This is a genomic window from Pseudomonas sp. AC247 (assembly GCF_979258015.1).
The window spans coordinates 2299228-2313585 of the sequence record NZ_OZ409829.1 but is presented as its reverse complement, the minus strand read 5'-3'; the positions used below and the strand labels follow the sequence as shown (position 1 = coordinate 2313585).

11 protein-coding genes are annotated in these 14358 nt (G+C 59.6%); 10 read left to right on the top strand and 1 reads right to left on the bottom strand.

Features of this window, described 5'->3' with window-relative positions:
* Nucleotides 1-178: 178 nt before the first annotated feature.
* From ACZZ0B_RS10715 to ACZZ0B_RS10670, 10 genes are all read left to right on the top strand, one after another.
* Nucleotides 179-1048, top strand: a complete 870-nt coding sequence (locus ACZZ0B_RS10715; protein ID WP_463545137.1) for an esterase/lipase family protein — start codon at nt 179-181, stop codon at nt 1046-1048.
* A 96-nt stretch (nt 1049-1144) separates the two neighbouring features.
* Nucleotides 1145-1426, top strand: a complete 282-nt coding sequence (locus tag ACZZ0B_RS10710) for a peptidylprolyl isomerase (protein WP_008080151.1) — start codon at nt 1145-1147, stop codon at nt 1424-1426.
* Between the two features lie 136 nt (nt 1427-1562).
* Complete coding sequence (locus tag ACZZ0B_RS10705) at nt 1563-3431, top strand: extracellular solute-binding protein (protein WP_463545136.1); 1869 nt, start codon at nt 1563-1565, stop codon at nt 3429-3431.
* Entirely contained in the window at nt 3431-4492 is a 1062-nt protein-coding gene (locus tag ACZZ0B_RS10700) for a microcin C ABC transporter permease YejB (RefSeq protein WP_008080149.1), read from the top strand. The genes ACZZ0B_RS10705 and ACZZ0B_RS10700 overlap by 1 nt, the downstream gene beginning before the upstream one ends.
* A complete protein-coding gene (locus ACZZ0B_RS10695; protein WP_440093950.1) occupies nt 4492-5514 on the top strand; it encodes an ABC transporter permease in 1023 nt (340 codons plus the stop codon). The genes ACZZ0B_RS10700 and ACZZ0B_RS10695 overlap by 1 nt, the downstream gene beginning before the upstream one ends.
* Nucleotides 5515-5528: 14 nt before the next feature.
* Nucleotides 5529-7103 (top strand): ABC transporter ATP-binding protein, encoded by a 1575-nt coding sequence (locus tag ACZZ0B_RS10690; protein ID WP_463545135.1) that lies wholly within the window; start codon nt 5529-5531, stop codon nt 7101-7103.
* A gap of 139 nt (nt 7104-7242) precedes the next feature.
* Nucleotides 7243-8655: a sigma-54 interaction domain-containing protein gene (locus ACZZ0B_RS10685; RefSeq protein ID WP_463545134.1), complete on the top strand. Its 1413-nt coding sequence runs from the start codon at nt 7243-7245 to the stop codon at nt 8653-8655.
* 277 nt (nt 8656-8932) lie between these two features.
* Complete coding sequence (locus ACZZ0B_RS10680; RefSeq protein WP_463545133.1) at nt 8933-10324, top strand: GntP family permease; 1392 nt, start codon at nt 8933-8935, stop codon at nt 10322-10324.
* A gap of 7 nt (nt 10325-10331) precedes the next feature.
* Nucleotides 10332-11105, top strand: coding sequence for a 3-hydroxybutyrate dehydrogenase (gene hbdH / locus ACZZ0B_RS10675; protein ID WP_008080141.1), 774 nt, complete (start codon nt 10332-10334; stop codon nt 11103-11105).
* A gap of 157 nt (nt 11106-11262) precedes the next feature.
* Nucleotides 11263-13218: an acetoacetate--CoA ligase gene (locus ACZZ0B_RS10670; RefSeq protein ID WP_463545132.1), complete on the top strand. Its 1956-nt coding sequence runs from the start codon at nt 11263-11265 to the stop codon at nt 13216-13218.
* Between the two features lie 6 nt (nt 13219-13224).
* Here ACZZ0B_RS10670 and ACZZ0B_RS10665 read toward each other — a convergent pair whose 3' ends face one another.
* Nucleotides 13225-14331, bottom strand: a complete 1107-nt coding sequence (locus ACZZ0B_RS10665; protein WP_463545131.1) for a PilT/PilU family type 4a pilus ATPase — start codon at nt 14329-14331, stop codon at nt 13225-13227.
* Nucleotides 14332-14358: the final 27 nt, after the last annotated feature.

The window sequence follows — 14358 nt, the reverse complement described above, 5'->3', positions numbered from 1 at the left end:
AAACCAGCAGTAGACGGCGGCACATTCGGAGGTGGATCTCAGCATTATCCGAAATTTCGTACATCCACTGATCCAGATTCAAACAGCATCTGAAGCCTCTTCGTACTTCACCGAATGAATGACTGTTTTAGAGTGACCCGCAGATCTCACCGAGAACTTCTGCGATAAGGTAAATAGCATGCAACGGAATGCCACAACGCACTACCCGATCCTATTGATCCATGGTCTGTTCGGATTCGAGCGCATCGGCCACTTCGAACTTTTCCATGAGGTTCGCAAGGCACTCGTAGCGGCGGGCAGCCGAGTGTTTGTGCCACATCTCTCAGCGGCTCATGACAACGAAGTCCGCGGAGAACAGTTATTGCTGCAAATTGATCGTGTGCTCAAAGGCACAGGTGCCGACAAAGTCAACCTGATCGGACACAGTCAAGGCGCACTCACCGCGCGTTATGCTGCTGCGCTTGCCCCACACAACGTCGCGTCAGTGACTTCGGTCAGCGGACCCAATCAGGGCTCCGAAGTGGCCGACACCCTGCGTCAGGCACTCATCCCCGGGCGATTGCCGGAGCATATTGCCAACAACGTAGCCACGCTGTTTGCAGATTTTCTGGCCCTGCTCAGTGGCAGCCTGCTGCTGCCGCAACATGCAGTGGCGGCGCTCAACGCCCTGACGAGCGAAGGCGTAGGACGATTCAACGATAAATACCCGCAAGGTTTACCCGACACGTGGGGCGGGCATGGACCGACCCTGGTCAACGGCGTTCGCTATTATTCCTGGAGCGGAATCCTCGCCGATCACGGCTCGCACACCCTTGACCCGGGCAATATCATTTGCAGGGCACTTTCCAGGCACTTCAATAAAGACGCCGGGCAAAACGATGGACTTGTCGGCCGTTTCAGCTCCCATTTGGGCGAGGTAATCCGTTCGGACCTGCCTCTTGACCATCTGTCGAGTCTGGGTGGCACGGCGACAGTCCATGCAGTCACGCCGAATCCGATTGACCTCTATGTAGAGCACGCCTATCGCCTGCAAGCAGCAGAACTCTAGGGCCAACGCGATACATGCAAGGGAACTTTGCCGAGAAATCGCCCACTGAATCCGGTAGGCTCCACACTTTACTGAAATAGATTGGAGAGTTTCCCCATGGCTAAAGCCACTGCCCGCCACATCCTGGTTTCCAGCGAAGACAAGTGCAACGAACTCAAGGCTCAAATCGAAGCCGGTGCCGACTTCGCCGAAGTGGCCAAGAGCAACTCCACCTGCCCATCCAGCCGTCAGGGCGGTGATCTGGGCTCGTTCGGCCCAGGCCAGATGGTCAAGGAATTCGACACCGTCGTATTCAGCGCACCGATCAACGTCGTACAGGGTCCGGTGAAAACCCAGTTCGGTTATCACCTGCTGGAAGTTACCAGCCGCCAGGACTGATTCCGTGTCCTGATGGAAGCAGCAGCGGCCCGCCATTTGGTGGGCCGCTGTGTTTCAGTTACACGATACGGCTGGCGACCGGAGCGCTGCTCGCGTACAAATTACGCTTATCGATCACCCGGCTTTAAGGCTGACAATGCGACTGGCTTTCCCCACATTGATGTTCACTGCCGTGGCTCTGCTCCTGGGCGCCGCCGGTGTGAACGCAACACCGCAACATGCGTTGACCGTTTACGGCGAACCGGCCAGGTACCCCGCCGGATTCAGTCACTTCGCCTACACCAATCCGCAAGCGCCGAAGGGCGGGACGATGCGTCGATCGGCGATCGAAATCGGTCACTTCGACCATGTCCTTCCTTATATAGACAAAGGCATCGGCGTCACCCAGATCGACGGCATGCTGTATTCCCCGCTGGCCCAGCGCTCGATGGACGAACCGTACACCGTCTATGGTCTGGTCGCACAGAAAATGGAGCGTTCGGACGACGGTCTGTCGCTGCGTTTCTTCATCAACCCCAAGGCACGTTTCGCCGACGGCAAGCCGATCACCGCCGAAGACGTGCGCTACACCTACGATCTGCTGATGACTCAGGGCAGCCTGCGCTACCGCACACAGTTCGCCGACGTCAAAGGCGTCGAAGTCGAAGCACCGTTGACGGTGCGGTTCGACTTCAAGAGCAACGAAAACCGCACGCTGCCGCTGGACATCGCGACATTGCCGGTGTTTCCCGAGCATTGGTGGAAAAGCCGCGACTTCGCCGGCGGCGGCGGTTACGAGGCACCGCTTGGCAGCGGCCCTTACCGGGTCGGCAAAGTCGACTCAGGGCGCAGCATTACGTTCGAGCGCAATCCCGACTGGTGGGGTAAAGACCTGCCGGTCAGCCGTGGTCTCTACAACTTCGATCACTTCAGCATCGAATACTTCGGTGACACCGACGTCGCGCGCCAGGTGCTGCGCGGCGGCGCTTATGACTACAACCGAGAGTTTTCCGCCACCGGCTACTCGATTGGCTACGACAGCCCGGCGCTGAGTGACGGGCGCCTGCAGAAAGCCCACTTGGCTACCGAGGCGCCCCAATCGGCCCAGGGTTTTGTGTTCAATCTGCAAAAACCGATGTTCCAGGACCGCCGCGTGCGTCAGGCACTGGCGATGCTCTGGGATTTCGAATGGAGCAACCGGCAGATGATGCGCAACCTGTACATCCGCCAGCAGAGCTACTTTTCCAACACTGATCTGGCCGCCCGTGAGTTGCCCGATGCGGCAGAACTGAAAATCCTTGAACCGCTACGCGGCCAGGTGCCTGACGAAGTGTTCAGCACAGTTTTCAAGGCGCCGAAAACCGATGGCAGCGGCTTGATCCGTGACAAACAGCTGCAAGCACTCGAACTGCTCGAACAGGCTGGCTGGAAACCTGACGGCGATCAACTGGTGAACGCTGAGGGCGAGCCGCTCAGTTTCACGTTTCTGGTCAGCCAGAACGGCCTGGATCGCCTGCTGCTGCCTTACAAACGTACGTTGAAACAGATCGGTATCGACCTCAATATCCGCCGCATCGACTCCTCGCAATACGTCAATCGCCTGATGAGCCGCGACTACGACATGATCGTCACCGGTTACCCGGTGACCACTTCGCCGGGCGGCGAATTGCTCAATTACTTCGGCTCGGCGTCGGCCAACGACCCGGGCGCCAACAACTATATGGTGTTGAAAAACCCAGCCGTCGACACCCTGATCAACGGCCTGATCCGCGCCTCGACCCAGTCCGACATGCTCCACTACGCCCATGCGCTGGACCGGGTGCTGCAATGGAACTACTACTGGATCCCCAATTATTATCCGCCGGGCACCTCGACGGTCTGGTGGAACCGGTTCGGCATTCCGTCGGTTCAGGCCAGCAATGACGAAGCCATCGAGAGCTGGTGGGAAATCAGCAGCACACCGCTGACCAACCAGCAGATGACGGCCGAGAAAATCGGCCGTGGCAGACCCGGAGGACCGCACTGATGTGGGGTTACATACTGCGGCGCCTGCTGCTGATCATTCCGACACTGGTGATCATTCTGCTGGTCAATTTCGTCATCATCCAGGCGGCGCCCGGCGGCCCGGTCGAACAGGCCATTGCTCATCTGCAAGGCATCGGCGGAACAAATGTCGGGGGCGGCGCGAGTGAAACCACGAGCAACACGTCACGCGCCAGCCGAGGCCTTGATCCGCAACTGATCAAGGACATCGAAAAGCAATACGGCTTCGACAAACCGGCGCACGAACGCCTGTGGCTGATGCTGAAAAACTATGCGCAACTGGACTTTGGCAAAAGCTTCTTCCGCGGCGCCACGGTCACCGACCTGATTCTGGAAAAAATGCCGGTGACCATTTCCCTTGGACTGTGGGCGACGCTGATCACGTACCTGGTGTCGATCCCGCTGGGCATCCGCAAAGCGGTGCATCACGGCAGTCATTTCGACATCTGGAGCAGCACGGCGATCATCATCGGTTACGCAATGCCGGCGTTTCTGTTTGCGATGTTCCTCATCGTGGTGTTTGCCGGTGGCACTTCGCTGAACTGGTTCCCGGTGCGTGGACTGGTCTCGGACAACTTCGAATCGCTGTCGACCCTGGGCAAGATCGCCGATTACTTCTGGCACCTGGTGTTGCCGGTCACGGCACTGGTGATTGGCGGTTTCGCGACACTGACAATCCTGACGAAAAACTCGTTCCTGAACGAGATCACCCGCCAATACGTGGTGACGGCCCGGGCCAAAGGCTTGAGTGAACGTCGTGTGCTGTACGGCCACGTGTTTCGCAACGCCATGCTGCTGGTGGTATCAGGCATTCCGCAGGCGTTCATCAGTGTGTTTTTCGCCGGCTCGTTACTGATCGAAGTGATCTTCTCCCTCGACGGCCTCGGACGCATGAGCTACGAAGCGGCGGTGTCACGCGACTACCCCGTGGTGTTCGGCTCACTGTTCATCTTCACCCTGTTCGGCCTGCTGATAAAACTGATCGGCGACCTGTGCTACACGCTGGTTGACCCGCGTATCGACTTTGCCGCGAGGAACGCCTGATGTTCAAATTCTCGCCGTTGGGCCGACGCCGCTTTGAGCGCTTCAAGAAAAACCGTCGTGGGTGGTGGTCGTTGTGGCTGTTCATTGGCCTGTTCCTGCTGACGCTGGGTGGCGAGTTGATCGCCAATGACAAGCCACTGATGGTCAGTTATCAAGGTCAGTGGTACTTCCCGGTGTTCAAGCGCCACACGGAACAGGAATTCGGCGGGCAACTGCCCTTCCAGGCCGACTACCGCAGTGATTATGTGCAGAACCTGATACGCAAGGACGGCGGCTGGCTGCTGTTCCCACCGATTCCTTTCAGCGACGACACGCCAAACTACGAACTCAACAAACCTGCGCCGAGCCCGCCCACGGCGGTGAACTGGCTGGGTACCGACGATCAGGCACGGGATGTGCTGGCGCGGGTGATTTTCGGCGCGCGGGTGTCGATTCTGTTTGCCTTGATGCTGACGTTTGTCAGCGCATTGATCGGCATCGCCGCGGGCGCGCTGCAAGGATATTACGGCGGCTGGGTTGACCTGCTCGGGCAGCGTTTGCTTGAGGTCTGGTCGGGATTGCCGGTGCTGTACTTGCTGATCATCCTCTCCGGATTTGTCGAGCCCAACTTCTGGTGGCTGCTGGGCATCATGGCGCTGTTCTCCTGGCTGGCGCTGGTGGATGTGGTCCGCGCCGAATTCCTGCGCGGGCGTAATCTGGAATACGTCAAAGCCGCGCGCGCGCTGGGCCTGACGGATCGCAAAGTGATTGTCCGCCACATCCTGCCCAACGCCATGAACGCGACGCTGAGCTATTTGCCGTTCATTCTGACCGGAGCGATTTCCACCCTCACCGCGCTGGATTTCCTCGGTTTTGGCATGCCCGCCGGCAGCGCCTCACTCGGCGAACTGATTGGTCAGGGTAAACAAAACCTGCAGGCGCCATGGCTTGGGCTGACAGCGTTTTTCACCCTGGCATTGATACTTTCGTTGCTGGTGTTTATCGGCGAAGCGTTGCGTGACGCCTTCGACCCACGCTCTTGAAACCGAGATTGAAGATGACTGACAACCTGATCGAAATCCGTGACCTCAGCGTTGCCTTCCATGGCCAGACCGTGGTGCGCAACCTGTGTCTGGACATTCGCCCGGGCGAATGCCTGGCATTGGTCGGCGAATCGGGGTCGGGCAAATCGGTGACGGCGCATTCGATCCTGCAATTGCTGCCCGAGTGTGACGCTCACACCACTGGCAGCATTCGTTACCGTGGCGAGGAGTTGGTGGGCGCCGATCCGAAGGTGCTGCGCGAGTTGCGCGGGAACCGCATCGCGATGATTTTTCAAGAACCGATGACCTCGCTCAACCCACTGCACACCATCGAAAAGCAGATTGGCGAAACCCTCTTGCTCCATCGCGGCCTCGGTGGCAAAGCGGCGCAGTTGCGTATTCTTGAATTGCTGCAATTGGTCGGCATCCAGAAACCGGCAGAACGGCTCAAGGCTTATCCGCATCAGTTGTCCGGTGGGCAGCGGCAACGGGTGATGATCGCCATGGCACTGGCCTGCGAGCCAGAGCTGTTGATCGCCGACGAGCCGACCACGGCGCTCGATGTGACGGTACAGCGCAAGATTCTGCTGTTGCTCAAATCCTTGCAACAACGACTCGGCATGTCGCTGCTGTTGATCAGCCATGACCTCAACCTGGTGCGCAGCATCGCCCAGCGCGTCTGCGTGATGAAGGCGGGCGAGATCGTCGAGCAGGCACCGTGTGAAACCCTGTTTACCGAACCTAAACACCCCTATAGCTGCGTGTTGCTCAATGCCGAGCCGGAAGGCGAAGCCCTGCCCCGCGATGAGCGCGAAAACGTGCTCGAAGTCGATGATCTGCGCGTCGAATTTGTCGTCGGTGGCGGGCTGTTTCAGCGCAAGCAATACCTGCGTGCGGTGGACGGCATCAGCCTGAACATCCAGCGCGGCAAGACGCTGGGTATCGTTGGCGAATCCGGGTCGGGCAAGTCGACACTGGGCCAGGCGATCCTGCGTCTGCTCGACTCCGAAGGCAGCATCCGCTTCCAGGGTGAAGCTCTCGACGGTCTCAATCAGAAACAACTGCGGCCGTGGCGCCGGCAAATGCAGGTGGTGTTTCAGGACCCGTTCGGCAGCCTCAGCCCACGTATGTCGGTGGCGCAGATCATCAGTGAAGGCCTTGAGGTGCACTGTGAATCGACGGCGTATGAATGCGACGAGCAAGTGATTCGGGTGCTCAAGGAGGTCGGCCTTGATCCAGAGAGTCGCCATCGCTACCCCCACGAATTTTCCGGCGGCCAGCGGCAACGTATCGCCATTGCCCGCGCGTTGGTGCTCAAACCTGCGTTGATATTGCTCGATGAACCCACGTCGGCGCTGGATCGCACGGTACAGAAACAAGTGGTCGCCCTGCTCCGCCAGTTGCAGGAAAAGTACGGTTTGACCTATCTGTTCATCAGCCACGACCTGGCGGTGGTGCGCGCATTGGCGCACGACATGATCGTGATCAAGGACGGCAAGGTGGTTGAACGCGGCCCGAGCCACGACGTGTTCGATTCGCCACAGCATCCGTATACCAAAGAGCTGTTGGCGGCGGCGCATCCGGGGTAGGCATAATCCGGGCAAATCGATACACCGTGTCGCACTCATCGCGAGCAGGCTCACTCCTACAGAAGCGCGCGTTCCTTTGTAGGAGTGAGCCTGCTCGCGATAGCGTCACCACTGGCGAAAGACATTCAGGATCTGGCAGATGAACACCACCGAAAGCCTCAAGGACTACCAACGGGTTCGCACCCTGGCGATCCGCTCGCTGTTCGAGATCATCGAGCAGTCGAGTGAAGGCACGGTGATTGTTGATCGCGATGCCAACATCGTCTGGATGAATGAGCGCTACGCCCGTCGTTTCGGCCTCGAATCCGCTGCTGGCGCGATCGGCAAGCCTTGCGAAAGCGTGATCCCCGGCAGTTTGTTGCGCGAAGTCGTGCGCAGCGGCCGGCCCATTCTTCTGGACATGCAAGACACCCCGAAAGAGCCACTGGTGGTGATGCGTCTGCCGATCCACGACGACGCAGGCAGCGTGATCGGGGCCATCGGTTTTGCCCTGTTCGATGAGTTGCGCACCCTGTCGCCGATGCTCAAGCGTTACCTGAGCATGCAGGAAGAACTGGCTTCCACTCGCTCGCTGCTGCGCGCACGGCAGACCAAATATAATTTTGCTCATTTCATTGGCACCAGTGCTGCCAGCCTCGAAGTCAAACGCCGCGCCCGGCGCAGTGCCAGCGCCGAGTCACCGGTCTTGCTGCTGGGGGAAACCGGCACTGGCAAAGAGTTGCTCGCTCAGGCCATTCACAGCGCTTCGCCACGGGCGCACAAAGCCTTTGTCAGCATCAACAGCGCAGCGATTCCCGAGGCACTGCTGGAGGCGGAGTTTTTCGGTACCGCACCGGGCGCCTTTACTGGCGCTGATCGCAAGGGCCGCACCGGCAAACTGCAGATCGCTCAGGGCGGCACATTGTTTCTCGACGAAATCGGCGACATGCCCTTACCGCTGCAAAGCAAGTTGCTGCGTGTGTTGCAGGAAAAAGAGTTCGAGCCCGTAGGCTCCAATGAAGTGATCCAGAGCGATGTGCGGGTGATCGCAGCGACGTCGACAGATTTGCAGGCAGCGATCAAACGCGGTGAGTTTCGCGCCGATTTGTATTACCGGCTCAATGTCTTGCCGATCAACGTACCGCCATTGCGTGAGCGCCTTGATGACTTGCCAGCACTGAGTGAAGCGATCCTCGAAGAGTTGCGCAGTCAGCATGAACTGCATCGCGATGCGTTGGCGCTGCTCGGCCAGCACGCTTGGCCGGGCAACATCCGCGAACTGCGCAATGTGCTCGAGCGTGCGGCGTTGCTCAGCGATGACTTGATGTTGACGGAGCAGGACATCCGCGCGGCGATCGGCACGTTTACCCCGGTTGAACGTACGGCCCCGCCGCCCCTTGAGCGCACCGCCGATGAGACATTTGCGCAGGCGAGGGAGCGGTTTGACCGGCAATTGATCCAGTCGACGCTGGCGCAATGCGCGGGCAAGGTGCCGCAGGCAGCGGCTCGTCTGGGGCTGGGGCGGTCGACGTTGTACAAGAAAATGCTGGCGTTGGGGATTGCTGATTCCTGAAAAAGAGACATTGTCTCTTTATTGAGAATATCCATTGAAGATCAAAAGATCGCAGCCTTCGGCAGCTCCTACACGAATTCCAATGTAGGAGCTGCCGAAGGCTGCGATCTTTTTGGGGCTACACAAGTCTCATAAAAGAGATAAAAGGGATAAACCGATCAGGCAGAAACGAATTATCTCCCTATATTTCAATAGCTTAATGTTCTGGCACAAATCTCGCTAAGTCCTCTCCCACAACGTTTCAACCACAAAAATAACAATTCTGGAGAGACACACCATGAGTGTGATCATTGCCTTGGCGGCCCTCGCGCTGCTGATGCTTGCGGCCTATCGTGGCTACAGCGTTATCCTCTTTGCCCCGATTGCCGCCCTCGGCGCTGTCCTGCTGACTGACCCTTCTGCGGTTGCCCCTGCCTTCACCGGGGTGTTCATGGAGAAAATGGTCGGTTTCATCAAGCTGTACTTCCCTGTGTTCCTGCTCGGCGCAGTGTTCGGCAAGCTGATCGAACTGTCCGGTTTCTCGCGCTCGATTGTCGCGGCGGCGATTCGCCTGCTCGGCACCAAACAGGCGATGTTGGTGATCGTGCTGGTCTGCGCCTTGCTCACCTACGGCGGCGTGTCGTTGTTCGTCGTGGTGTTCGCGGTGTATCCGTTTGCTGCCGAGATGTTCCGCCAGAGCAACATCCCCAAACGCCTGATCCCGGCGACCATCGCACTGGGCGCGTTTTCCTTCACCATGGACGCCCTGCCCGGCACGCCGCAGATCCAGAACATCATCCCCAGCACCTTCTTCAACACCACCGCATGGGCAGCGCCGTGGCTGGGTGTGATCGGCACGATTTTCGTGTTCTGCGCCGGCATGCTGTTCCTGCAGCGTCAGCGCAACAAGGCGCAACGCGCCGGTGAAGGCTACGGCACGGAACTGCGCAATGAGCCGGAGACGGCTGAAGACCTGACCCTGCCCAACCCGTGGATGGCCCTGTCGCCGTTGCTGGCGGTGGGCATCATGAACCTGTTATTCACTCAATGGATTCCGCAGTGGTACGGCAAGACGCACAGCCTCGCGCTGCCGGGCATGGCCGCGCCGGTCACCACTGAAATCGCCAAACTCACGGCGATCTGGGCGGTTCAGGCAGCCTTGTTGATCGGGATTTTGATGGTGCTGGCGTTCGGCTTCAAAGCCATCCGCAGCAAACTCGCGGAAGGCAGCAAAAGCGCGGTCAGCGGCGCACTGCTGGCGGCAATGAACACTGCATCGGAATACGGCTTCGGCGCGGTGATTGCCTCGCTGCCAGGCTTTCTGGTGCTGGCCGACTGGCTCAAGGGCATTCCCAATCCACTGGTCAATGAAGCCGTTACCGTGACCTTGCTCGCCGGTATCACCGGCTCCGCCTCGGGCGGCATGAGCATCGCGCTGGCGGCCATGTCCGAGCAATTCATCGCGGCCGCCCATGCCGCAAACATTCCGCTGGAAGTGCTGCACCGCGTCGCCGCCATGGCCAGCGGCGGCATGGACACCCTGCCGCACAACGGCGCGGTGATTACGCTGCTGGCGGTGACTGGCCTGACCCACCGCGAAGCCTACAAAGACATTTTCTGTATTACGCTGATCAAGACCCTGGCGGTTTTCGTGGTGATCGGCACTTTCTACGCCACTGGCATTGTGTGAGGTATTCATGACCACTCTTTCCGGCAAGACCGCACTGGTAACCGGCTCCACCAGCGGCATTGGCCTGGGCATCGCGTTGAGCCTGGCCAAGGCTGGCGCCAACCTGATCCTCAACGGCTTCGGCGATGCTTCAGCGGTGATCGCCGACGTCGGTCAGTTCGGCGGCAAGGTCGGCCACCACCCGGCCGACGTCAGCGACCCGGCACAGATCGCCGAGATGATCGCTTACGCCGAGCGCGAGTTCGGCGGCGTGGACATTCTGGTCAATAACGCCGGCATCCAGCATGTCGCTGCGGTGGAGGAGTTCCCGGTAGAACGCTGGGACTCGATCATCGCGATCAACCTGTCTTCGGTGTTTCACAGCACCCGCCTGAGCCTGCCGGGCATGCGCAGTAAAGGTTGGGGGCGGATCATCAACATTGCCTCGGTGCATGGCCAGGTCGGTTCGACCGGCAAAGCCGCCTATGTGGCCGCCAAGCACGGGGTGATCGGCCTGACCAAGGTGGTCGGCCTGGAAACTGCAACCAGCAATGTCACCTGCAACGCCATTTGCCCGGGCTGGGTATTGACGCCTCTGGTGCAGAAACAGATCGACGATCGTGCGGCCAAAGGCGTCGATCCGCAGCAGGCGCAACATGATTTGCTGGCCGAGAAGCAACCGTCGCTGGAGTTCGTCACGCCGCAGCATCTGGGGGAACTGGTGTTGTTCCTGTGCAGCGAGGCCGGCAGCCAGGTACGCGGTGCCGCGTGGAATATTGATGGCGGCTGGCTGGCCCAATAACCCGGCCCTTTGTAGGAGTGAGCCTGCTCGCGATGGCGGGTTAAGCGTCAACATCATCGATGACTGGCAGGCCGCTATCGCGAGCAGGCTCACGCCTACAGAAAACCGGCACTTTTACCTGCGCCGTGTGCATGAACCCGAAAACAAGAGGCAATCAATGTCCGACATCCTCTGGCAACCCGATGCCAACCGTATCGCCCACTCGCGCATGGACATGTTCCGGCGCGCGGTCAATCAGCGCCATTCGCTGAAACTCGACGACTACCCTGCGCTGCACCAATGGAGCATCGAGCAACGCTCGGAATTCTGGCAGGACATCGTCGATTTTTTCGACATTCGCTTCCACACCCAGCCCGACGCTGTATTGCGTGAGGGCGAAACAATGCCCGGCGCCGAATGGTTTCCGGGCGCAACACTGAACTTCGCCGAACACCTGCTGCGCCGTCGCGACGATGCCCTCGCGGTGATTGCTGTCGGCGAAAATGGCCAGCGTGAGCAACTGACGTGGGCCGAACTGGCTGAGCACGTCGCCGGGTTCCAGGTCAGTCTGCAGGCGGCGGGCGTTGGCCTCGGCGACCGGGTCGCCGCGTGCATGCCCAATACCTGGCAGACCCTGGTGGCGATGTTGGCGACTACCAGCCTTGGCGCGATCTGGTCGTGCTCTTCCCCGGATTTCGGCACCCACGGGGTGATTGATCGCTTCGGCCAGATCGAGCCGAAAGTGCTGATCACCTGCGCCGGTTATCGCTATGCCGGCAAAGACATCGACCAAACGACGAAGCTCAACGAAATCCTTGAGCAACTGCCTTCACTGCAACAGCTGATCATAGTGCCCTACTCGCGTGCGCAAGCGCGCATCGGCGACTACCGAACGCACGCCGAAGTGCACCTGTGGGATGACTTCTACGAGCCCGCTGGCGAACCGCACTTTGTTCCGGTGCCGTTTAATCATCCGCTGTATGTGCTGTATTCCAGCGGCACCACCGGTGTGCCCAAATGCATCATTCACAGCACCGGCGGCGTGCTGCTGCAGCATGCCAAGGAACACGGCCTGCATTGCGACCTTGGCCCCGGCGATCGTTTGTTTTACTACACGACTTGCGGCTGGATGATGTGGAACTGGCTGGTCTCGGCGCTCGCGGTCGGCAGCGCGGTGGTGCTGTACGACGGCTCGCCGTTTTACCCGGACAACGCGCGGTTGCTGGACTTGATCGACGACGAGCGCCTCAGCGTGTTCGGCACCAGCCCTAAGTTTCTCGCGACCCTTGAAGCCAACCACGTCAAACCCCGCGACAGCCATGATCTGAGCAGCCTGAAAACCCTGCTGTGTACCGGTTCAGCGCTGTCGCCGCAAAGCTACGATTTCGTTTATCGCGATCTCAAGCCTGACGTTTGTCTGGCCTCGATGTCCGGCGGCACCGATATCGTCTCGTGCTTCGTCAACGGCAACCCACTCTCGCCGGTCCGTCGCGGTGAAATCATGGGCAAGAGTCTGGGCATGGCCGTTGAAGTGTGGAACGACGCTGGCCAGCCGGTGATCGCCGAAAAAGGCGAACTGGTCTGTACCCGGCATTTCCCGGCGATGCCCATCGGGCTGTGGAACGACGCGGACGGCAGCCGGTTGCGGCAGTCATATTTCAGCCTGTTTCCCGGCGTCTGGGCGCAGGGCGACTACGCCGAACAACTGCCCAATGGCGGCATGATGATTCACGGCCGTTCGGACGCCGTGCTCAATCCCGGCGGCGTGCGCATCGGCACGGCGGAAATCTATCGCCAGGTGGATAAAGTCCCGCAGGTGCTGGACAGCGTGGCCATCGGTCAACAATGGCAAGACGATGTGCGCGTGGTGTTGTTCGTGCGCCTTGCAGACGGCATCGAACTGGATGAAACCCTGCAACAACAGATTCGCCAGGTGATCCGCGCCAACACCACGCCACGGCATGTGCCGGCAAAAATCGTCGCGGTGACCGACATCCCACGCACCATCAGCGGCAAGGTGGTTGAGCTGGCCGTCCGTAACGTGGTGCACGGCGAGAGGGTCAAAAACACCGATGCACTGGCCAACCCCGAGGCACTGGAGCAGTTTCGCAACCGCGCTGAACTCAACGACTGAAACCGCTCAATCCATCAGCCCCCACTCACCCGAAGTGGGTGGCGCCGGCGTGGCATCGGCCTGCAACTTCAGGCGCAGACGCAGGTTGTTCACCGAGTCGGCATGTTTGAGCGCTTCGTCTTCGCTGATGACGCCTTCCACCACCAAAGCGTGCAGCGCCGCATCGAAGGTCTGCATGCCCAGTTCGGTGGATTTTTCCATGATGCCTTTGAGCTCGCCCAATTCATTGCGCCGGATCAGGTCGCCAATGGTCGGCGTGCCCAGCATCACTTCGACTGCCGCGCGTCGTTGGCCGTCCAGCGTGCGCACCAAGCGCTGCGAAACAAAGGCTTTGAGGTTATTGCCCAAGGCATGCAGCAACTGCGGCCGCCGCTCTTCAGCAAACAGATTGATGATTCGGTCGAGCGCCTGATTGGCATTGTTCGCGTGCAGGGTCGACAGCACCAGATGGCCGGTTTCGGCAAAGGCCAGGGCATGCTCCATGGTTTCGCGGTCGCGGATTTCGCCGATCAGCACCACGTCAGGCGCCTGGCGCAAGGTGTTTTTCAGCGCGGCATGAAAACTGCGCGTATCGACACCGACTTCGCGCTGGTTGATGATCGACCGCCGATGGCGATGGATGTACTCGATCGGGTCTTCGATGGTAACGATGTGCCCGCTGCTGTGGCGGTTGCGATGATCGATCAGCGCCGCCAGCGACGTCGACTTGCCGGAGTCGGTGGCGCCGACAAACAGAATCAGGCCCTGCTTGAGCATGACCGAGTCGAGCAATACCGGCGGCAACTTGAGGTCTTCGAAACGCGGAATATCCAGCTTGACGTTGCGGATGACAATCGACACATCATTGCGCTGCTTGAAAATGTTGACGCGAAAGCGGCCGATGCCGGCGCGCGAGATCGCCAGGTTCATTTCCAGATCGCGGTCGAACTCCTGCCGCTGTTCGGCGTCCATCAGGGAACTGGCGATGGCCGCCACCTCGCCAGGCTTGAACGACTGTTCGCTCAACGGCGTCAGCACCCCTTGAAAACGTGCACTGGGTGGCGCCCCGGTCGACAGGAACAGGTCCGAGCCGTGCTGGCTGGCCAGGCGTGTTAACAGTGCATCGATTTCCATGGCAAAAAGCACCCGCGAAGCTTGCAA